Source organism: Vibrio sp. T13N, from assembly GCF_032970445.1.
Taxonomy (GTDB): domain Bacteria; phylum Pseudomonadota; class Gammaproteobacteria; order Enterobacterales; family Vibrionaceae; genus Vibrio; species Vibrio diabolicus.
This window is the reverse complement of record NZ_JAWJYE010000014.1, coordinates 76963-99829: the sequence shown is the minus strand read 5'-3', so window position 1 is coordinate 99829 and position 22867 is coordinate 76963. Positions and strand designations below refer to the sequence as shown.

Below are 22867 nucleotides of genomic sequence, written 5' to 3'. Positions count from 1 at the left end.
GATTACAAGCGAGTGATACCACTGCGGAGTGGTAGTTCAGTTGGTTAGAATACCGGCCTGTCACGCCGGGGGTCGCGGGTTCGAGTCCCGTCCACTCCGCCACTTATATTAAGCCTCAGTCGAAAGACTGGGGCTTTTTTCGTTTTGGTTACCCGACTTCCCTTAACCTCATTTCCATATTGAAACCTTGCATATAGAGTTACACTACCCTCTTCACATGGTTTTAATCCCTACTGTGAACGAGCTGACACGTAATTCTGTGACTTAGTCTTAGCTTTATTCCGATACCTAACTCTAGTTTTGAGCCTTTGCGCTTACCAAAGTTCCTTTTACTCGATATTAGAAAATCTAGTTATGTGACTTATGTGACAGAGTTTAATTGTTTGAGGTGTCACTTGTTCCAATTTTGAAAATAGGACGACTTTGAATACAAGTTTAGTCTCACTGAGATCAAGAGTGAGGAGTCTAAACTTCCGTTAAGGCTTTGATCTACCTGAATACTAGCTCAGTTTTATCTCGGTGAGGTTGCTAACCCGTTTGGGTTCTGAACGCAATCACCCTAAATGTCTCTTTCTCATAAAAATATAAACTCGCTCATTGCTAAGTATTGTGAAAGTTTAGCTTTGATGTTTGCGAGGAGCCTATATTGCCAAGAGAAGTGATACAGATGAAAATGCTTAAACTAAAAGACTCGTCTATGAATATTATCTATCGGTAATAGTTAGTATCTATGACACCGTAGCGTGACGATTATTCGGATATTTAACTGTATATCAAAGAGTAACAAGCGTTTTGTTCTTGAAGGGGAGTCCGAAGATTAGATATGAAAAAAGCAGCTAGATAGCTGCTTTTTCATCTATTAAGTTACGTGTCTTTAAGAGTCCACTGGCTCCGTATGCACCGGAGTGGTTATTGCTTGGTTGTTCTCTTCCATTTTCTTCTCTTCATCTTTTGCTTTTTCAATCATTGGGGTGATTGTTGAGCCTTGAATGAGGATAGAGAAAACAACGACGGAGTAGGTCATTACAAGAATAATCTCTTTTACATCGATTAACTTATCTTGAATCACCCAAATACCTGATGGAATGGAAAGAGCCATTGCCAATGCAAGGCCCCCGCGTAAGCCGCCCCACGTCAAAATACGTACTGACCACGGGTTATATTTTCTGTAACGCTTAAAGCCAATGTACGAGAGAAATACGCTTAGATAGCGAGCTGCTAGTACAAGAGGGACTGATATAGCCATCATGATCCAGTCTTCTTTGTGGAATTCAAATAGCAGCATTGACATACCGATCAGTAGGAATAACACGCCATTCAAAAACTCATCAACAAGCTCCCAAAAATGGTCAAGGTGATCTTCACTCTCTTTTGAAAAGCCAATAAAGCGTGTCCAGTTGCCAATCATAATTCCGGATACAACCATCGCGAGTGGGCCTGATACATGGATGTATTCAGCAAATGCGTAACCTGCCGTTGGGACACCAATAGTAAGTAATAACTCCATTGAGTGATCATCGGTGGCACTGATTAAGTAGTGGAATAGCAAACCGAGGACGAAACCATAAGTGATACCACCGATAGCTTCTTGGATGAAGAGCAAGGTGACACTACCTACAGTTGGTGCCTCAGTACCAAATGCAATCGTGAATAGAGTGACAAAGATAACCAAACCGAAGCCATCATTGAAGAGTGACTCTCCTTCAATCTGAGTGGAGATACGTTTGGGAGCGTCGAGCTTTTTAACTATAGCCAGTACAGCGATTGGGTCAGTTGGCGATATAAGTGCACCGAAAAGTAAGCAGTAGACTAAATCAAATTGGATGCCAATTAACTGACAGAATCCGTAGAGCGCAAACCCGATAAAGAAAGTGGAAAACAGGGTGGCTCCGAGAGCCAAAACGGTAATTTCCCATTTTTGATCCTTAAGGTTCGGGAGTTTGATGCCTAATCCACCCGCAAATAGTAAGAAGCCAAGAATGCCCTTGAGCAAGAAATCTTCAAAGTTGATCCTTGTGACCGTTTCTGTCGCAATTTCGGTGAGGTGGAACCAGTTGTTTTGGCCCGCAATTAAGATTAGAAGTGAAAGCACCATTGAACCTGCGGTAATCGCAATGGTGGTTTGCATCTTTCCTATCTTGCTGTTTACAAAAGCAATTAGCATCGCAGCTGCGGATAGAAAACATAAAGTATGATAGACCGACATAGAGCTCTCTATTTGTAACATTTTATGAATGGGATTCTCGACTGATGCTGCTTAAATAGCAAACATTTTTTCGCGATTATTTTGTAAGTTAAGAAGGAGATAAAATAATCATTAATTCCACGTTTAGACGTCTAGACTCCTGAAGTTTGTGTGATAGGATGGAAAGATAACTAAAGGAATGAGGCTGTACTGTGGGAAGTAACGTAAGACAACAGATTGAAGCTCAATTGAAGCAACGTATTCTTTTGATTGATGGTGGTATGGGAACCATGATTCAGGGATACAAACTTGAAGAGCAAGACTATCGAGGAACGCGCTTTGCGGATTGGCATTGTGATCTAAAAGGTAACAACGACCTGTTGGTTCTAAGTCAGCCTCAAATTATCAAGGAAATTCACGCTGCATATTTAGAAGCGGGTGCAGATATTCTCGAGACCAACACTTTTAACGCAACAACCATTGCGATGGCTGACTACGAGATGGAAAGCCTAAGTGAAGAAATTAACTTTGCAGCTGCCAAGCTTGCACGTGAAGTTGCAGACGAATGGACCGCAAAAACACCCGATAAACCGCGTTATGTCGCAGGGGTTTTAGGGCCGACGAACCGAACTTGTTCTATTTCTCCTGATGTAAATGACCCCGGATATCGAAATGTCTCTTTCGACGAGTTGGTTGAGGCTTACTCTGAATCGACTCGAGCCCTGATTAAAGGCGGTTCTGACCTTATTCTTATCGAGACCATCTTCGATACTCTTAACGCTAAGGCTTGTTCATTTGCTGTTGAAAGTGTGTTTGAAGAGATGGGTATTGAGTTACCTGTGATGATCTCGGGGACTATTACTGATGCTTCCGGTAGAACATTATCAGGTCAAACTACAGAAGCGTTTTACAACTCATTACGTCATGTTAAACCGATTTCGTTTGGTTTGAACTGTGCGTTGGGCCCAGATGAGCTTCGTCCTTATGTTGAAGAGCTTTCGCGTATATCAGAATCTTTTGTTTCCGCTCACCCAAATGCCGGGCTTCCGAATGCATTCGGCGAATACGATTTGTCGCCAGAAGATATGGCTAAGCATGTTAAAGAGTGGGCTCAAAGTGGCTTTTTAAACTTAATTGGTGGGTGTTGTGGCACAACTCCAGAGCACATTCGCCAAATGGCACTCGCGGTTGAAAATATCGCCCCTCGTCAATTACCTGATCTTCCCGTTGCTTGTCGCTTGTCTGGCCTAGAGCCGCTCGCGATTGATAAAGACTCTTTATTTATCAATGTCGGTGAGCGTACGAATGTAACCGGTTCTGCGCGTTTTAAGCGCTTGATTAAAGAAGAGCTGTACGATGAAGCGCTCGATGTGGCTCGTCAACAAGTTGAAAATGGCGCTCAAATTATCGATATCAACATGGATGAAGGCATGTTGGATGCACAAGCTTGTATGGTTCGATTTTTAAACCTTTGTGCGTCAGAACCTGAAATCTCAAAAGTACCAATCATGGTCGACTCTTCCAAGTGGGAGGTTATTGAAGCCGGTCTTAAGTGCATCCAAGGCAAAGGCATTGTTAACTCGATCTCTCTCAAAGAAGGCAAAGAGAAATTCGTTGAACAAGCTAAGTTGATCCGCCGTTACGGTGCGGCTGTGATTGTGATGGCGTTTGATGAGATTGGACAAGCAGATACACGTGAGCGCAAAGTAGAAATTTGTACCAACGCTTACCGAATTCTCGTTGATGAAGTGGGCTTTCCACCAGAAGACATCATCTTTGACCCAAACATTTTTGCCATTGCTACGGGGATCGAGGAGCATAATAACTACGCGGTGGATTTCATTGAAGCCGTTGGCGATATCAAACGTGATTTACCATATGCGATGATCTCGGGTGGTGTTTCTAACGTCTCATTCTCTTTCCGTGGCAATAACTATGTACGTGAAGCGATTCACGCGGTGTTCCTCTACCACTGTTTTAAAAATGGTATGGATATGGGGATTGTGAATGCGGGTCAGTTAGAAATCTACGATAACGTGCCTGAAAAATTGCGTGAGGCTGTGGAAGATGTCGTTCTTAACCGTCGTGATGACGCCACTGAGAGATTGTTAGATATCGCGGCGGAATACGCAGGCAAAGGGGTAGGTAAAGAGGAGGATGCCTCTGCACTTGAGTGGAGAACTTGGCCTGTTGAAAAGCGTTTAGAGCACGCGTTAGTGAAAGGAATAACTGAGTTCATCGTTGATGATACCGAAGAGGCTCGTGTCAACGCTTCAAAGCCATTAGAGGTGATTGAAGGTCCACTAATGGATGGGATGAACGTCGTCGGAGACTTGTTTGGTGAAGGTAAAATGTTCCTTCCTCAGGTCGTAAAATCTGCCCGAGTGATGAAGCAAGCGGTAGCGCATCTCGAGCCCTACATCAATGCAGAAAAGCAGGTGGGACAAACAAACGGTAAGATCTTGTTAGCGACGGTAAAAGGTGATGTACACGATATCGGGAAAAATATCGTAGGCGTTGTATTGCAGTGCAATAACTATGAAATTATCGATCTTGGTGTCATGGTTCCTTGCGAAAAGATCTTAAAAGTAGCGCAAGAAGAGAACGTCGATATTATTGGTTTGTCAGGGTTGATCACGCCTTCATTAGACGAAATGGTGCATGTTGCAAAAGAGATGGAGCGTCTCGACTTTAACTTACCTCTTCTCATCGGTGGCGCAACAACGTCAAAAGCCCATACAGCAGTTAAGATTGAGCAAAATTACAAGCATCCAGTGGTTTACGTGAATAACGCTTCACGTGCGGTGGGCGTATGTACTTCTCTATTGTCAGATGAACGTCGCCCTGAATTTGTTGAAAAACTTGAAGCTGATTACGACCGAGTACGTGATCAACATAATCGAAAGAAACCGAGAACCAAACCAGTGACATTAGAAGCGGCTCGAGCGAATAAAGTTGCGATCGATTGGGAAGCTTACACTCCTCCAGTGCCTGTTAAGCCTGGTATTCATATCTTCGATGATTTTGATGTGGCCACATTACGTCAATACATCGATTGGACACCATTCTTTATGACTTGGTCACTTGTGGGCAAGTATCCAACAATTTTCCAACATGAAGAAGTCGGTGAAGAAGCAAAACGTTTATTCGAAGATGCCAACGAGTTGCTTGACCGAGTTGAGCGAGAAGGCCTGTTAAAAGCGCGTGGAATATGTGGCTTATTCCCTGCAGCAAGCGTGGGGGACGACATTGAAGTTTATTCTGATGAAACTCGTACCGCCGTTGTGAAAGTATTGCGTAACTTGCGTCAACAGACCGAGAAACCAAAAGGATTCAACTATTGTTTATCTGACTACATCGCACCTAAAGAGTCGGGTAAACATGATTGGATAGGGGCATTTGCTGTCACTGGTGGTATTGGTGAACGAGAGCTTGCGGATGAATACAAAGCACAGGGAGATGATTACAACGCAATTATGATTCAAGCGGTGGCGGATCGCCTAGCCGAAGCGTTTGCTGAGTATTTGCATGAGCGTGTCCGTAAAGAAATTTGGGGTTATGCTGCGGATGAAGATTTATCTAACGATGATCTCATTCGTGAAAAATACCAAGGTATTCGTCCTGCGCCGGGTTATCCAGCGTGTCCTGAACATACTGAAAAAGGACCGCTTTGGGAGTTACTTAATGTGGAAGAGAACATTGGCATGACTCTAACCTCCAGCTATGCAATGTATCCGGGCGCGTCAGTCTCTGGTTGGTATTTCTCTCATCCTGACTCACGTTACTTTGCGATCGCACAGATCCAAGAAGATCAGCTAGAGAGTTACGCCGATCGTAAGGGGTGGGATAGGATCGAGGCTGAAAAATGGTTAGGGCCAAACATTAACGGTTAAATTGATGTTTACCTCGTCCAAACGTAACAACTATTGAAACAACAAAGGGCTGCAGATACGCAGCCCTTTGTTTTATTGAGTTGAACTTACTTCTCAAACAACTCGGTGTGGAGTTTTTGTATGGCTTGTTTCGATACCGATTCATGGAGCAAGAAGCATAAGTTATGAGGGCTTGCGCCATAACAAATCATGCGTAGGTTAAAATCTTCTAGCGTGCCAAAAACCTGTTTCGCGTAGCCTTTACTCTCACTCATGTTGTTACCAATGAGAGCAACGAGGCATAGGTCATGTTCAACTTCTACCTTACATAGCTCTTCTAACTCTTCTCGTACAGCTTGCGGCAGCTGCGGCGCGCCGCCGGATGTATCGGTTTGATCAAGTGTTAACGATACACTGATTTCAGATGTCGTGATCAAATCGACAGAGATCTTATGTTTTGCAAGGATCTCAAAGACCTTTGCTAAGAAGCCGTATGCGTGGAACATATTGGCGCTGCGTAGCGTTACCATGGTTTGGTTACAACGCAAAGCTAGCGCACGGAACAACGGTGAGCTTTCGACTTGGTGGCGAATCCAAGTTCCCCCTTTTTCTGGCTCTTTCGATGACCCTACAAATACCGGAATGTCGTGGCGCAATGCGGGTACTAGCGTAGAAGGGTGAAGGATTTTAGCGCCAAAGTTAGCCATTTCTGAAGCTTCACTAAAGCTGATCTCGGGAATTGGTGAGGCTTTTGGCGCAATTCGCGGGTCTGTTGTGTAGATGCCCGGAACATCAGTCCAGATTTCTAACCCTGCCGCTTTGACGCTCTCAGCAATTAAGGCGGCGCTGTAATCGCTGCCTCCTCGACCTAGTGTTGTTGTATTACCGGCTTCGTCAGATCCTATGAAGCCTTGAGTAACAACAACGGATTGTTGGCAAAGTGGTACGAGTTTATCTTGCGCAAGCGTCGAAATTGCTTCAATGTTTGGCTCCGCGCGACCAAAGTTGTCATCAGTACGCAGCACATCGCGGATATCAAAGCGCACTGCTTGAATGCCTCGCTCACACATTAACTGAGTTAGAATGTGCGTCGACATGAGTTCACCACATGCGACTAAATGATCGGTTAACTTCGCACTAGCTTGGATAGATGCAGCCTCGGCCAGGCTGGTGACGGTATCTAATATGCCATACACCTCGGCAGCAGTTTTCGTGCTGTCTTCGAGCTGAGTTAAAATGGCGTCATGAATGTTGGCCAGATTTTGCAGCAGTTCAGTACGGTGCGTTTGATCCTGTACACCATTGGCGAGTTCCACCAATAGGTTGGTGACGCCAGAACAAGCGCTGATCACGACCAAGCGAGTATTTGGATTGTTTTCGATAATGGTGGCACAACGACTCATTGCCTCAAAGTTGGCAACACTGGTTCCACCGAATTTAGCTACGTTAAATGCGCTCACTGCGTTCTCCCACGACTTCCTAAAAAATTGTACATCCAATGTTTAGTGAGAAAAGGAACAGAGCAAAAAGAGAGGTATTTAGAATGCTATTTGAAAAATTTACCCTCAGAAGCCCTTCATCAGACTGCGCTGATGACAGTTGATGGGATTCAGCCCAATTCAACCGACAAGTCAAATCCTGCAACTTTGACTTACCTCGGCACTACTCCCCCTCAATGATTGGTGTTGGAATTGCGGTTCCACAAATCATCTACCTGGGTAGCGCTCCTCTTCTACATAAAGCTCAAACATTGAACGGTTTTGAGGCCTTAATGTCAATCAATATTTCAACCTTTATGGTGTTTTTTATTAACGATTTTGTGACACTGGTTTGACCTCCATACTTACGGCTAATTGCTGATAGAGGAAAAATCTATTAGGGTGAAGAACCCTACACCTGAGCCATGTTATTGAATAGAACTTTTAGAATGCTCAGGATAAAAGATAATCAAGGAGCTGACATGTCGATCCAAAGCTTTATTCCACCTCACCGTATTTTAATGGGACCTGGTCCTTCTGATATTTATCCTCAAGTGTTACAAGCACTAAGCCGTCCTACGGTAGGTCACCTTGATCCTCTGTTTATCGGTATGATGGATGAGCTCAAGCAGCTATTGAAGTATGCCTTTCAAACTGACAATGAATTCACTATTGCAGTTTCAGCGCCAGGTAGTGCAGGGATGGAAACCTGCTTTGTAAACTTAATCGAGGAAGGCGATAAAGTGATCGTCTGCCGTAACGGTGTATTTGGTGAACGCATGCGCGAAAATGTCGTCCGTGCTGGTGGTGAAGTTGTTATCGTCGATGATGAATGGGGGACGCCTGTTTCCATTGATAAAGTCGAGCAAGCACTCGAACAGCACCCAGATACAAAAATTCTTGCTTTTGTGCATGCGGAAACCTCAACTGGTGCAGTCAGTGATGCTCAAGCATTGGGTAAGCTGGCGAAACAGCATAATGCATTATCTATTGTTGATGCGGTGACGTCACTTGGTGGTGTGCCGTTAAAAGTGGATGAATGGCAACTGGATGCGGTTTACTCTGGCAGTCAAAAATGTTTGTCATGTGTACCAGGGCTCTCACCAGTGACGTTTTCTCCTGCCGCGATTGAAAAGATTCAAGCAAGAACAACGCCAGTACAGAGTTGGTTCCTCGATCAGAGTTTAGTGTTGGGCTATTGGAGTGGAGAAGGCAAGCGTAGTTACCATCATACGGCGCCAGTTAATAGCTTGTATGCGCTTCATGAAGCTTTATTGATACTGAAAAATGAAGGATTAGAAAACACTTGGGCTCGTCATCAACTGATGCATGAAAAACTCAAAAATGGCCTACAAAAGTTAGGCTTTGAATTTGTTGTGGACGAAGCCCATCGGTTGCCACAATTAAATGCGATTTACGTGCCTGAAGGAATTGATGAAGCAAAAGTTCGTGCTCACTTACTAGAAACCTATAACCTAGAAATTGGTGCAGGCCTCGGGGCATTAGCTGGTAAAGCGTGGCGTATTGGCTTAATGGGTTACGGCGCTCGACCTGAAAACGTTGCGCTGTGCTTAAAAGCATTAGAAGAGTCACTCACTGAATAAAACTATACCGCAATGAGATAAAGAAAAGCGAAGGTCATCCCTTCGCTTTTTTGTACTTATTACTCTGCACCTGAAGTAGGTGCTAGTGAGGCAGAGATTGCTTGAGACGGTGGTTGGTAATTGACGTCACTGAAATCAATCTTCGGGAACAAAAACTGTGCTTCAGCTCGAATTTGCTCTGCTTTACTTGAGTCATCTAAGCCTTGGTAGGCCAAAATCAAATTATTATAAAATGCAGGGCGAGGCTTATCTTTGATGATTTTTAGCGACCAATCGATATAAGGCTGAATCAAGGTTGCGTCTTGTTGGTACAGCCCAATGTTTAAAAACGTGCTATAGACATCCCAATCAAATCTGTCTTTCCAAACCACAGGGTTACTGACTTGATTCAGAATATCAGGGTTAGTTGGTCTAGTGGTCTCAAACTTCGTCAATACATAGTTCGTATGTAATGCGCTTACCATGTAAAACGTAAACGCAACGGGAAGTACCAAACTAAAAACACGCAGCAAGCTTTTGGTCACATTACTAAAGCCGACTTGTCGATAACGAGAGACGCGCTGATCGACCCAGTACAGTAGGATAACAAAGATCAACCAATGCACGAGAGAGTGGTAGAAAGGGTATTCCAGTTGTGAGTGCAATACGATAGGTATAAACAAGGCCAGCAACGCAAGACGAGTTCCGCGTTTGGCTTGATAGATTCGATACAGTACCAGTGCCATCGCTAAGAAGATGCCGAGTATTGGCAGCAAGCCACCTTCTACTCCCCAGTAAAGTAGCTCATTATGCGGATGATCCATGGCTGGCAAACCAGCTGGGTAATTCTCATTTAGGGCATGTTGACGAGCCGTATACAGCATGTACTCAGATTCAAACTTACCATATCCATAACCAGTAAAAGGCTTTTCAATCACCATGTCTAATGTTTGCGGAAAAGTATACGCTCGAGGAGACTCCATATTTACTTTTTCTGCGGCTAACCCACCTCCATCAGGAAAGGCAAGATGCATGACAACGACTGAGAGTAAGAGCCCACTTACAAGTGACACAACCCAACGGATAAAGCGTCCTTTGGTTGCAAAGCGGTACATGTATGGAATGACCAACAACACGGCGATGACCGAGGCTAACCAACCAGTGCGTGAAGCCAACGCCACAATTAGTGGTAAAGTTAAAACTGGCACGGCATAGAGAAGGTAAACATCGCTTAACTTACGGTCGTATTTGTAGGGCTGACGTGCAAGTAAATAGCTGGCAATCACCAACCCTGTCGCAAGAAAGCTGGCCATTACATTGGGCTGTTGGAAAATACCATAAGGACGATTGGCCACCGTGTCGTAACCAAACGGATTGCCTGGTTTGAGATGCAGATATTGTGTCAAACCAAAAATGGCTTCGATAACAACCGCAAGGACAATGAACCATAATAGGCGTTGGCGATGTTTATTACTGAAATGAAATTGTTGTAAAACAATAAAGAACAGGACACCACACCACAGGCCTATGAGCTTATTGGCTGCCAAGCTGCTATTCGCATTTGGGTACAGAATGGGTACTGTCATGATAAGAGCACTAATGAACAAGCCGATGGTTAGTTTTGAGTAACGTAGCACTCGATTATTCGCGAGTTGGTAACACCCAATGCCTAATGCAAAGCTAAAAGCAATCCAAGTTGTCGCATTGAACGAAAGCGAAAGCCCCGAACCGCCGGGGTTGGGCATGAAAAAGTGCATTGCCAACACAAATAGTGTTGCCAAGGCAATGAGAAACTTGCGATTGAGGGGAACCTGTACTTTTTCGGGAGAAAGCTTTGTTCCACTTACATGTATAGTAGCCATAGTTATTGCGTTGTTTTGAATGAAAAAAGACCAGCACTTGCTGGTCTCGGTACTTTACCTGTTTTTTCTACTTCAACATAGGCTTAAGGAAGTGAGCTGTGTGTGAGCCCTCGATTTGCGACACATCTTCCGGTGTGCCTTGAGCGATTATCTCGCCTCCACCCTGTCCCCCTTCAGGTCCTAGATCGATAATCCAGTCCGCAGTCTTAATGACATCTAGGTTATGCTCGATCACCACGACAGTATTTCCGTGGTCGCGAAGTCTGTGCAATACAGTGAGCAACTGCTGGATATCATGGAAGTGCAGGCCGGTTGTTGGTTCATCCAAAATGTACAAGGTTTTTCCTGTATCACGCTTGGATAGCTCTCTCGCTAGTTTCACACGCTGAGCTTCACCACCGGAGAGTGTCGTTGCCGCTTGACCTAGGCGAATGTAAGACAAGCCAACATCCATTAGAGTCTGTAGCTTACGTGCTATAGCAGGTACGGGTTCAAAGAACGTTCGGGCGTCTTCGACCGTCATTTCTAGCACTTCATCAATGGTTTTGCCTTTGTAACGTACTTCAAGTGTTTCACGGTTGTAGCGCTTACCTTTACATACATCACATGGCACATAAACATCTGGTAGGAAATGCATTTCAACTTTAATGACACCATCACCCTGACAGGCCTCACAACGACCACCGCGTACGTTAAAGCTAAAACGTCCAGGCTTGTAACCGCGAGAACGCGACTCTTGTGTGCCTGCAAACAGTTCACGGATTGGGGTAAAGATCCCCGTATAGGTTGCAGGGTTAGAGCGAGGTGTACGACCAATTGGGCTTTGATCGATATCGATAACCTTGTCGAAGTGCTCTAGGCCTTTAATCGATTTATAAGGTGAAGGTTGAGCCGTTGTTGCTCCGTTGAGTTGGGTGTGAGCAATTTTAAAGAAAGTATCATTAATCAGCGTTGATTTACCTGAGCCAGATACCCCTGTAATACAGCTGAATAACCCAACAGGAATAGAGAGATTAACGTTCTTAAGGTTATTACCTGTTGCGCCTAAGAGCTCAACCGTTTTTTTCGGATCACGCGGCGTGCGATCTTTCGGTACTGCGATTTCTTTAACGCCACTTAAGTACTGACCTGTCAGAGAATTCGGATTTGCGATGATCTCTTCCATAGCGCCTTCCGCGACAACATGACCACCGTGTACGCCAGCGCCAGGACCGATATCTATGACATGATCCGCACAGCGAATAGCATCTTCATCGTGTTCTACCACGAGTACGGTATTACCCAAATCGCGCAAATGAGTGAGCGTTTTTAATAAGCGTTCATTATCACGCTGGTGGAGACCAATCGACGGTTCGTCCAGAACATACATCACACCAACAAGGCCCGCCCCAATTTGGCTTGCTAAGCGAATGCGTTGGGCTTCACCACCAGAGAGCGTTTCGGCGCTGCGAGACAAGTTTAGATAGTTCAAACCAACGTTAACCAAGAACTGCAGGCGATCGTTGATTTCCTTCATCACTTTTTCGGCGATTTGGGCACGTTGACCTTCCAGTTTCAAGGAATGGAAGAATTCCAATGCATCAGCAATGCTAAGTTCAACAATCTCAGGCAGTGTCGTATCAGCAATAAACACGTTACGTGCTTCAAGGCGTAGACGAGTACCGCCACAGCTTGAACAAGATTTAGTGGAGATGTACTTCGCAAGCTCTTCACGGACAGAGTTGGATTCTGTATCACGATAGCGACGTTCTAAGGTATTCAGAATACCTTCGAATGGATGGCGTTTAACGCGAATATCGCCACGATCGTTGATGTATTTAAACTCAATCTCAGTACGACCAGAGCCCTTTAGAATGACATCTTGCGTTTTCTTTGGCAGAGAATTAAAAGGTGCATGGAGATCAAAACCATAATGATCAGCCAATGAGGTGAGCATTTGGAAGTAGTAATAGTTCTTTTGATCCCAACCGCGAATCGCACCTTGTGCCAAGCTTAATGAATCATCTTGAATTACTCGGCTTGGATCAAAATATTGCTGCACACCCAAACCATCACAAGTCCCACACGCACCAGCAGGGTTGTTGAATGAGAAAAGTCGCGGCTCTAACTCTTGCATGCTGTAACCACATTGTGGACAAGCGAAGTTGGCGGAGAAAATAATCTCTTCACCGTCTCCATCCATTGGCGCGACAACCGCAATTCCTCCTGATAATTCGAGCGTTGTCTCAAAAGATTCGGCTAAGCGCTGTTGCAGGTCTGGACGAACTTTAAAGCGGTCGACCACGACTTCAATGGTGTGCTTTTTATGTAGCTCTAGCGTTGGAGGATCAGATAGATCGCATGTCTCTCCATCAATACGCGCACGAATAAAGCCCTGAGCTGCCAGGTTCTCAAGCGTTTTAACATGCTCACCTTTACGCTCTTTGACAATAGGGGCCAACAGCATCATTTTGCTGCCTTCTGGCATCTCTAGAACTTTGTCCACCATTTGACTGATGGTTTGTGCGGCAAGAGGGGCATGGTGCGTTGGACAGCGGGGTTCACCCACACGAGCATACAACAGACGTAAGTAATCGTAGACTTCGGTAATTGTACCGACGGTTGAACGCGGGTTATGAGAAGTAGACTTCTGTTCAATAGAAATCGCGGGTGATAATCCTTCAATATGGTCGACATCGGGTTTTTCCATCAGAGACAAAAACTGACGAGCGTAGGCAGAGAGAGACTCTACGTAGCGTCGTTGGCCTTCTGCATACAATGTATCGAAAGCGAGAGAGGATTTACCGGAGCCACTTAGTCCAGTAATGACAATCAGTTTATCGCGAGGGATTGTAAGATTAATGTCTTTGAGGTTATGGGTTCGGGCACCGCGAACTTCTATTTTATCCATCGTTTTTGCTCTATGTATAACCAAGTGGGGCAAGTATTACATAGTGTGAGAAATGTGCAAAGAAAATTACTGGATAAAAAAACAGTAAAAATAAAAGCCCAACATAATGCTGGGCTTTAGAAACAATAATTTCGTACTACGACGATGCTTTATACCGCTTTTTGTGTTGCGTGTTTACCTAACTCAGAGGCTTTTTCATCTTTTAGATAAAGGTTTTCAAAACAGTAGTTGGTTGCTTCGATGTAACCTTCAACACTACCACAGTCAAAGCGTTTGCCTTTGAATTTGTAAGCCAAGACACAGCCCGCTTTTGCTTGTTTAAGTAGCGCGTCAGTGATTTGAATTTCACCACCTTTACCTGGCTCTGTGTTTTCAATCAGTTCGAAAATATCAGGGGTCAGAATGTAGCGACCAATGATCGCAAGGTTGCTTGGTGCCGTGCCTTTCTCAGGTTTTTCTACCATGTCGTCTACGCGGTAGATGTCATCTTTGATCATTTCACCAGAGATAACGCCGTATTTGTGAGTCTCATCTTCTGGGACTTCTTGTACGGCAACGATAGAACAACGGAACTGTTTAAATAGCGCCACCATTTGAGCTAGCACGCCTTCTTCTTCGTTGACACAAAGGTCATCAGCAAGAACGACGGCAAATGGTTCGTCACCCACCAGTTCACGCCCGGTCAGAATCGCATGGCCTAAGCCTTTCATCTCGCGTTGACGGATGTAAGTGAAGTTTGCAGATTCAATGATTTCACGGATATCTACCAATAGCTCTTCTTTATTGGTACCGCTAATCTGGTGTTCCAGTTCGTAGTTCTTATCAAAGTGGTCCATGATAGAGTGTTTGCCACGACCTGTCACAATACACATGCCGTTCATACCAGCTTGAATTGCTTCTTCCACGCCGTATTCAATAAGCGGTTTATTCACGACTGGCATCATCTCTTTTGGCATAGATTTCGTTGCCGGTAAGAAGCGAGTGCCATAGCCTGCAGCAGGGAACAGACATTTTTTAATCATTGGGGGAATATCCTATCTCGTTATTATCAAGAATCTGCGCATAACTTTAACACGAGAGGCGTCAATGAATCATGAATAAAGTAGGAAAAAGTGTGAGACTCAGTGCGGAAAAAAGATGAGCGACTCGTCATTTCAGTCATTAGAGTCGCGGCATCGCATCATGACATTAAGTTTTGATCTGCCCAAGCAATTGCCTGAACGCGATTCTTCACTGATAGCTTTTTGAATATCTGATACAAGTGCGATTTGATGGTGAATTCACTGACAAATAATTCCTCGGCCATTTGGCTGTTTGAGGCGCCAGCTTGCAAGCAACGCAGTACTTGCAGCTCGCGAATGGTTAGGTCTACCGTGGCTGGGGCAGTATGAGTGTTAATGACGTTACGGTAATAGTGTAAAAGTTGACTGGTTACATTACGCGGCAGCCAGTTTTGACCGTTAACAATGCCTTTTAATCCTTCTCCAATTTGCTCTAGCGTATCTTCGGAATAGAACAGCCCCTTTAATTGACCAAATGAAAGCAGCTCATCCGTGGTCAGCCTTTTAGGGACATTGAACACAACGGTTTCAAAGTTCTTCCATACCAGCGGTAAGTTTTTGATCGATTGAACGAGTGATTTATGTTCACTGAAGTCGATCAGTAGGATTTTATTACGATGCTGTGGCTTAGCTTCCATGAGTGCTTCGGTTGAAATCACCGGGATGCTCATATCAATGTACTTTTCGAGTGCTGCCACCTTTTTTTGCGCATTATCTTCCATACTGATCAGAAATAGCTTTCTTGCGTAAGCCGACTTTCTCACGTGTTCAAATCTCCCAGTGTTCAATAAAGGCCATAAGTTGGCATTAAAGAGAGGTTATAACCATAGCTTTACTGAATAAATGCGTTCGAATTCAAAGCTTCACGAAACGATGTCTGCAACGCGAATCAAAAGTGCTACATGCGTAAGTTGAAATGCGATTTGGGTTCTAGTAGGTGACTCATTAGATCACAATGGTATTAGACTTTAATCAAAACATTAAAGCGTGCTATTCTAATGCGCTAAAATTTTATATATCCAGAGTGAAACGGAGCACATCATGGCCAGCCGTGGAATTAACAAAGTTATTTTGGTGGGGAATCTAGGTAACGACCCTGAAATTCGTTACATGCCGAACGGCGGTGCAGTAGCAAACATTACTATTGCGACTTCTGATTCATGGCGTGATAAAGCGACTGGCGAACAGCGCGAAAAAACGGAATGGCACCGTGTTGTGTTGTTCGGCAAGCTTGCGGAAGTAGCAGGTGAGTACTTGCGTAAAGGTTCTCAAGTATACATTGAGGGCCAACTGCAAACGCGTAAATGGCAAGACCAAAGCGGTCAAGATCGCTACTCAACTGAAGTCGTTGTTCAAGGCTTCAACGGCGTGATGCAAATGCTTGGCGGTCGTGGTCAAGGTGGCGGCGCACCAATGGGCGGTCAACAGCAGCAAGGTGGATGGGGTCAGCCTCAACAACCAGCTCAGCAGCAGTACAATGCGCCTCAGCAACAGCAACAACAGCAGGCTCCGCAGCAACCACAGCAGCAGTACAATGAGCCACCAATGGATTTTGACGACGATATCCCGTTCTAAATTCTGCTTATGCTTGAATCGAAAAGGCCGCGAATATCGCGGTCTTTTTTTATTGTCACTATCTAATGAGCTCAAAGGCTTATCTCTGCAAGGTTAGGCGTAACAATAAAACTTATCAATGAGTGTTATGTTCTTTATGCTCCGGCCTCTCACTATCAGACGAATCCGATTGTTTGATGAACTCTTATCAAGTATAAATATTTCAATAAGGTATATGATGAATAAAAAAGGAATTTGGTATTCATGAGGTATACCCCAACTCTTAAGTTAAGCACACGGCTGGTGGCTTTTGTCACCATGATCGTCATCTGCGCCATGTTTATCTTGTTTGTCGGTGGCACCCTCTCTTTTAAGCGTCTTGGGCAGGAATATCTCACCCATTATTTAGAAGGGATCGTAGAGGTGGTCGACAAGGAGATGGAAGATCCTGACGCTGCTTATTCTATGCAGCGCTGGATGCCGAAAATGCTGCAGGCTTCCAATATTGTCGAAATGACATTGTCGACCAACAATGCGGTTGTTTATCGCTTCAAAGATACTTCTCATCAAATGGAAGCGTCAGTCTTGTTTGAGACAGAATACCAACTGACTCACAATCAAGATTACACGATTCATTTTAAAGCGATCCCGCCTTATTTAGGTTACAGCTACTCAATGCAGGCGCTTTGGTCGATCACGCTTGCCGTTATCCTGATCATCTTCTGTTTAATGCGCGGTGTTGCGTGGCTTAAGGAGCAATTAGAAGGCTCTGAAATGCTCGAAGAGCGAGGCAGGATGATCCTTGCTGGTCGGGTAGAGCAGTATGCAAAAGGTGACAAAAAAGAATGGCCTTATACTGCCAGTGAAGCGCTCGATGTATTAATTGAAGAGTTACAAGATGCGCGTCAAGAGCGAAGCCGATTTGATACCTTTATTCGAACTCAAACCTTCCTTGATAAGTTAACAGGTACCGCCAATCGAGTGCTGTTTGATAGCAAACTGGAATCGGCGTTACTAGAAAGTGGGGCTCGCGGCGCCGTGTTGCTAGTACGCATTCAAGACTGGAAACTGGTTGAAGAAGAGCAAGATAAGCAAATTACGGATGAGTTTATTGTTGAAGTAGGGAGTTTATTATCCAACTTAGTTCAGCGATACCCTGATGTTGTATTTTCTCGTTATTACGATGCTGATTTTGCGTTATTTCTTCCGCATCAAAGTGCTAAAGATGTGGCTAATTTGGCATCACAATGCATTCGCCAGTTAGAAAAATTAATTCCGCCAGAGCCACTCGACCCAGACAACTGGTGCCATATAGGCATCACTACTTATAAAGAGGGTGAGCGACACAGCCAAATCATCGATGAGGCAGAGACAGCTTTGCGTAGTGCGCAACTACAAAATAACAATAATTGGAGTCGCTTCAAAAAATGGAACCACGATGAAGAAGCTCGCGGAAGTGTGAGGTGGAGAACGTTATTTGACACAGCACTTACACCAGAAAATGTGATACTCTACGCACAATCTGTGCACCCAATAAGTGATGCGACGCATAAAAAATCATTATATGAAGAGTTAACATGTCGGATTCGCGATCCTGAGAATGGCATTGTTAAAGCGTCTCGGTTTATTTCTGCGATCAGACAGGTTGGTTATGAAGCGCAAATGGATAAGTCAGTTATTAATAAATTCTTAAGAGAATTTAAGGATAATTTTGATAACTCGAGAGAGTATGCGCTCAATTTGAATGTAACGCCTTTTTCTAACCGAGAGTACTTTAAATGGTTTCGTGATGAACTCTTACAGTTGTCACGTGAACAGAGAAAGTGTCTCAGTTTTGAGTTTGTTGAAGCACAATTTGTAAGACACTTAGACTTTATGCGACCAGTCGCTAAAATGCTGGCCGGTTTAGGGTGCCACTTAATGGTTGGGCAGGCTGGACGAACCATCGTCAGCACTCACTATTTAAAAGAAGTGGATATTCGTTACCTTAAACTTCATCGCAGTTTAGTAGCAAAAATCGACCAGCGACATGAGAACCAGCTATTTGTCCGCAGCATGCTAGGTGCCGCGGCAAACAGTAAAACTAAAATCATAGCAGTGGGAATTGAGAATCAAAACGAGCTCAACACGTTAATTGAGCTCGGGGTTTATGGTGGGCAAGGGCGCTACTTTTCTGCAGAGCAGCAGTTTCTTCCTCGTCCACAAGCATTGCCAAGTTCTCAATCAGAATCCCAAGTGAAATTGGGAAGACGAAATCGCTGGCGTAAAAAATAAAGATAATAATCATGGATTTCAAAGCACTACTCGACAAGCTCAAACGATCATCTGGTGGTGGTCGTTCCTGCTTTTTGGTTATTCAGCCAGATGCCGTTTATTTATCATCTTCAATAAAAAGTGGCCGCCCATACCAATTTGATATTTCTGAATCCAATTGGGAGAAAGCCGTAGAGCAAGCATTGAGCGTTGCTGCGAGTGCGTATGATTCTCTAACGGTTGTCCTTTCTCATAACTATTATCAGATGTATCAAATCGACAAACCTGTCATGCCGCGCCAAGAATGGCCTGCAGCATTACCGTTTTTGTTGAAAGAACTGATCTCTGAGCGTGCCGTTGACATTATTGCAGATGCGGTCGAGTTACCCAATTCAACCAAAGTGCAAGCTTACGTCTTATCACGAAAAATGTTGGATAAGATCGTGTTACTGGCCAGTCGCGCCCAGTTGCCATTAGAAGCTATTCTTCCTGAAGACGACATTTGGGGAGAGACCGCAGGTGAACTAGGTAACTTCCTATTATTACAACGCAGTGTGCGTGGTCACTTCCGTATTAGCGCTTTTGTCGAAAATACTATCGCGTTCCATCGTTCGATTCGCAGTGTGACGCCACCGTTAACGGGTGTTCCGTCTAGCGAGTTACAGATGGATAGCCTCTCGTTAGAACTGCAACGTTCGATTGATTATCTTTCTTCTCAGTTGCGCCATGTGCAGCTGCATCAATTGAAAGTGTGTTGTGATGAGGAGGATGAGAGTGAGCTTGTTCAGTCTCTGAACTACCGTTTAAGCACTAAAGTTTCTCCGTTATTACCACCAGAACATGAGTTATCAGGACACGTTTTAGCAGATGCCGCTGCGACTTCTAATACTCGACGCGTTAACTTATACCCTGATTACTTAAAGCCAAAAAAAGAGCTCCTGACACTAAGAAATATCGCGTTATCTTGGGGTGTCGCGGCTGCGGGCATTCTACTCTCTTACGGCTATGTGACTTGGCAGAGCAGTGGTTTAGAAGATGAAATTGCTATTGTAAAAAGCAAAGGCGATATCATGAAGTCAGAGCTTGAACGCTATCAAGTCAAGCTACGTAAGCATCAACCCGACAATAATAAGCTGGCAGCTAAAGCCCGCTTAGAGCGTGAAGTCAAGGCGAAGCGAGACTCGCTTAAAGCCGTCGGGAAATACGATGACTCGCAGCGCACGGGTTACTCTAGCGTGATGCAATCATTAGCTAAGCTAGGAAACCAAGAAATTTCTTTGTCCGAAATTCGAATCAATAACCATACCTTAGATCTGAAGGGACTGGCGAAAAAGCCGAGCTCAGTACCAAGTTGGGTTAACCAATTTAAAACTGAGATTAGCTTGGTTGGCCGGACATTTGACGACGTCAAAATTGGCCGAAATGATAAGGATATTGTGACGTTTGAACTAAAAACGCGCGAGGATAAAGAGAAATGAACGAATTCTGGCTCTCATTAGAAGAGCGCTTTGGCGAAACGAGCGCGCGTGAAAAATTGCTTATCGCGCTGTGTGGTTTAGTTGTCGTGATCATGTTGCTTTTTACGCTGGTACTGGAACCAAAGCTTAACGAGATCATCAGTAATGAGAGGCAACTAAGCAATTTAAAGCAAGCCAATCAAAAGATTGAAATCGACACGCTACGTATTCAAGCGCAGCTGAAGAAAGATCCAAACGCTGAGATTGATCGCGCGATATCTAACCTGCTAACAGAAAGTCAGCACCTTTCGATGCAGCTAGCGGAGATCATCGAACACCTTATTACACCTTCGCAAATGGCTGAGCTGCTGGAAAATGTATTAGAGCAGCAAAGTGGCATTCACCTTTTGTCTTTGCAAACTTTGCCATCTGAGCCAATTACGGAAGATAAAGAAGCATCGCAATACTCTGGTTACTACGTACACCCTGTACGTATGGAGCTGACTGGCGACTACTTTTCTATTGCCAATTACCTAAATAAGTTGGAGAGCCTTCCTGCCAGTTATTATTGGCGCAGCTTTAGTTACAAAGTCGAAGAGTACCCGAAAGCGAAGCTTGTGTTGGAAGTCTACACACTAGGATCTCGAGAGGAGTTTATTGGTGGTTAAAAAACTCATCATCTCATTACTTGTCATGGCTGCGGCAGGAACCGCTTGGGCGAACCAAGATCCAACGGCACCACTTGGCTGGGAAAAGCCTGCGGTTGAAACGTCAGCGAAACCAAAAGCAAAACAGTACCGACTGCCTACGCTCAACAGTATTGTGTGTAAGCCAAGTACTGCTTGTGTCGCGATTATGGATAACAAGCTTGTTGAAAAAGGCGAGCTATTTAAGGGTTATCGCGTCGCGAGCATTAATAGTGAATTTGTAACTTTAAAGCGTGGTAACCGTCAGTGGGACCTAGAGCTTTTTGGTTTAAACGTAAAAAAATAATAACCAGAGCCTGATCAGATATGCGCAAATTAGTTGTAGGAATAACGATTGCTTCTTTAATGGGATGTTCAATGGGTCACCGTGACCCCGTGGAAGTCAAAGAAGCACTCAATGAATCTATCAATCAAGCGAACAGCCGCACGTTAGAAGAAATTCCTTCTTCTGTCGAAGCGGACCTGATGCCTAACTTAGACTCGAATGTTGCTTCAGAGCAAGGCACCTCGAAGCGTTTCCGTATTCAAGCGAATGCGGTCGATGCACGAAGCTTTTTTGCCTCGCTAGTCAAAGGTACTGAGTACAGCGTGGCGATTCATCCTGCGGTACAAGGTAATATCACCGTCAACTTGTCAGATGTTACGTTGGATGAAGTCCTGAGCGTTGTACAGAACATGTATGGCTATGATGTGGTGAAGTCTGGCAAAGTTATTCAAATCTACCCTGCTGGTATGCGTACGGTAACCATTCCTGTTGATTACCTCCAGTTCAAACGCTCTGGTCGATCATTGACGAGCATTGTCACGGGCTCAGTGACCTCGGCTGGTACGTCTAATTCTGGCGGTAGCTCAGACAGTTCTGACTCATCAGACTCTGACAATGGAAGTAACAGCGGCGATAGCTCGACGACTTCTACGGGCGGTACGCGCATCGAAACCATCACCGAAAGTGACTTCTGGCCGATGCTGCAGCAAGCCGTTGCGAATCTAATTGGTTCAGGCAAAGGACAAAGCGTTGTCGTAACACCACAAGCAGGAGTGATTACGGTTCGAGCGTTTCCAGATGATATTCGAGAAGTCCGTGAGTTCTTAGGTGTATCGCAGGAGCGCATGCAGCGTCAGGTCATTCTTGAAGCTAAAATTCTAGAAGTGACGTTGAATGATGGCTACCAACAAGGCATCAACTGGTCGAACTTATCGGCGTCAATTGGTAACTCGGGTAGTGTCGTAGTGAACCGTCCAGCGTCGGCATTACCACCGTTGGATGCGATTGGCACGCTATTGGGCGGCCAAACCAACGTGACTATCTCTGATGGCAACTTCAATGCTGTGTTGAGTTTTATGTCTACACAAGGTGACTTGAACGTTCTTTCGAGCCCTCGTATTACCGCTGCCAACAACCAAAAGTCGGTCATCAAAGTGGGTACCGATGAGTACTTTGTTACCGAGTTATCGAGCAATGCAGGCAACGGTGAAAATTCAAATGCCGTCCCAGAAGTGGAATTGACACCATTCTTCTCAGGTATCTCTCTCGATGTGACTCCGCAAATTGATAACAAAGGCAATGTGTTCCTGCATGTTCACCCTGCGGTTATTGAAGTCTCGGAAGAAGTGAAGAAATTGAACTTGGGCGGTGAGTTCCAAAACATCCAATTGCCATTGGCAAAAAGCTCTATTCGTGAATCAGACTCGGTTATTCGTGCTAAAGATGGCGATGTTGTGGTTATCGGCGGTTTGATGAAACAGCAAAATCGTGAGCTTGTTTCTAAAGTCCCATTCTTGGGCGATGTGCCCGCATTGGGGCATTTGTTCCGCAACGTAAATAACGTGACTGAGAAAACAGAATTGGTCATCTTGCTAAAACCGACCGTAGTTGGTGTGAACTCTTGGCAGAAAGAGCTAGAGCGCTCTCGTGATCTGCTGCAAGAGTGGTTCCCAGATGCGCAATAAGCGCGGGGAAAGCTT

14 protein-coding genes, 1 tRNA gene and 1 riboswitch are annotated in these 22867 nt (G+C 44.7%); of the genes, 9 read left to right on the top strand and 6 right to left on the bottom strand.

Features of this window, described 5'->3' with window-relative positions; genetic code table 11:
• Nucleotides 1-25: 25 nt before the first annotated feature.
• Nucleotides 26-102 (top strand) — tRNA-Asp (locus tag R2S67_RS19390).
• A gap of 772 nt (nt 103-874) precedes the next feature.
• Here the strand turns inward: R2S67_RS19390 and R2S67_RS19385 are convergent.
• Nucleotides 875-2206, bottom strand: a complete 1332-nt coding sequence (locus R2S67_RS19385) for a cation:proton antiporter (protein ID WP_114323950.1) — start codon at nt 2204-2206, stop codon at nt 875-877.
• Between the two features lie 191 nt (nt 2207-2397).
• Between R2S67_RS19385 and metH the strand changes: the two genes are divergently transcribed.
• Nucleotides 2398-6078 carry a methionine synthase gene (metH, locus tag R2S67_RS19380; protein WP_317346685.1) on the top strand — a complete coding sequence of 1227 codons (3681 nt, stop codon included), beginning with the start codon at nt 2398-2400 and terminating at the stop codon, nt 6076-6078.
• Nucleotides 6079-6164: 86 nt separating this feature from the next.
• Here metH and lysC read toward each other — a convergent pair whose 3' ends face one another.
• Nucleotides 6165-7517, bottom strand: a complete 1353-nt coding sequence (gene lysC, locus R2S67_RS19375) for a lysine-sensitive aspartokinase 3 (RefSeq protein WP_317346684.1) — start codon at nt 7515-7517, stop codon at nt 6165-6167.
• 101 nt (nt 7518-7618) lie between these two features.
• A riboswitch (Lysine riboswitch) is annotated at nt 7619-7797 on the bottom strand.
• 220 nt (nt 7798-8017) lie between these two features.
• On the opposite strand from lysC, the gene R2S67_RS19370 reads away from it, so the two are divergent.
• Entirely contained in the window at nt 8018-9139 is a 1122-nt protein-coding gene (locus tag R2S67_RS19370) for an alanine--glyoxylate aminotransferase family protein (RefSeq protein ID WP_317346683.1), read from the top strand.
• 59 nt (nt 9140-9198) lie between these two features.
• Here the strand turns inward: R2S67_RS19370 and R2S67_RS19365 are convergent, their stop codons facing one another.
• The 4 genes from R2S67_RS19365 to R2S67_RS19350 all read right to left on the bottom strand — a co-directional run bounded on the left by R2S67_RS19365 (nt 9199) and on the right by R2S67_RS19350 (nt 15695).
• Nucleotides 9199-10980, bottom strand: coding sequence for a PglL family O-oligosaccharyltransferase (locus R2S67_RS19365; RefSeq protein WP_317346682.1), 1782 nt, complete (start codon nt 10978-10980; stop codon nt 9199-9201).
• A gap of 67 nt (nt 10981-11047) precedes the next feature.
• The gene (gene uvrA, locus R2S67_RS19360) at nt 11048-13870 is read right to left on the bottom strand and encodes an excinuclease ABC subunit UvrA (protein WP_317346681.1); all 2823 of its coding nucleotides are present in this window, start codon (nt 13868-13870) and stop codon (nt 11048-11050) included.
• A gap of 149 nt (nt 13871-14019) precedes the next feature.
• On the bottom strand, nt 14020-14892 hold the full coding sequence (gene galU / locus R2S67_RS19355; protein WP_005397418.1) for a UTP--glucose-1-phosphate uridylyltransferase GalU: 873 nt from the start codon (nt 14890-14892) through the stop codon (nt 14020-14022).
• A 158-nt stretch (nt 14893-15050) separates the two neighbouring features.
• Nucleotides 15051-15695, bottom strand: a complete 645-nt coding sequence (locus R2S67_RS19350; RefSeq protein ID WP_005397417.1) for a LuxR C-terminal-related transcriptional regulator — start codon at nt 15693-15695, stop codon at nt 15051-15053.
• Nucleotides 15696-15972: 277 nt separating this feature from the next.
• Between R2S67_RS19350 and R2S67_RS19345 the strand changes: the two genes are divergently transcribed.
• From R2S67_RS19345 to mshL, 6 genes are all read left to right on the top strand, one after another.
• A complete protein-coding gene (locus R2S67_RS19345) occupies nt 15973-16506 on the top strand; it encodes a single-stranded DNA-binding protein (protein ID WP_005397416.1) in 534 nt (177 codons plus the stop codon).
• Between the two features lie 243 nt (nt 16507-16749).
• A complete protein-coding gene (gene csrD / locus R2S67_RS19340; RefSeq protein ID WP_085344274.1) occupies nt 16750-18759 on the top strand; it encodes an RNase E specificity factor CsrD in 2010 nt (669 codons plus the stop codon).
• Nucleotides 18760-18770: 11 nt separating this feature from the next.
• On the top strand, nt 18771-20216 hold the full coding sequence (locus R2S67_RS19335) for an MSHA biogenesis protein MshI (protein WP_317346680.1): 1446 nt from the start codon (nt 18771-18773) through the stop codon (nt 20214-20216).
• Nucleotides 20213-20863, top strand: a complete 651-nt coding sequence (gspM, locus tag R2S67_RS19330) for a type II secretion system protein GspM (protein ID WP_317346679.1) — start codon at nt 20213-20215, stop codon at nt 20861-20863. The genes R2S67_RS19335 and gspM overlap by 4 nt, the downstream gene beginning before the upstream one ends.
• Complete coding sequence (locus R2S67_RS19325; protein ID WP_046873588.1) at nt 20856-21188, top strand: hypothetical protein; 333 nt, start codon at nt 20856-20858, stop codon at nt 21186-21188. The genes gspM and R2S67_RS19325 overlap by 8 nt, the downstream gene beginning before the upstream one ends.
• Nucleotides 21189-21208: 20 nt before the next feature.
• Nucleotides 21209-22852 carry a pilus (MSHA type) biogenesis protein MshL gene (gene mshL / locus R2S67_RS19320; protein ID WP_046873589.1) on the top strand — a complete coding sequence of 548 codons (1644 nt, stop codon included), beginning with the start codon at nt 21209-21211 and terminating at the stop codon, nt 22850-22852.
• Nucleotides 22853-22867 lie beyond the last annotated feature (15 nt).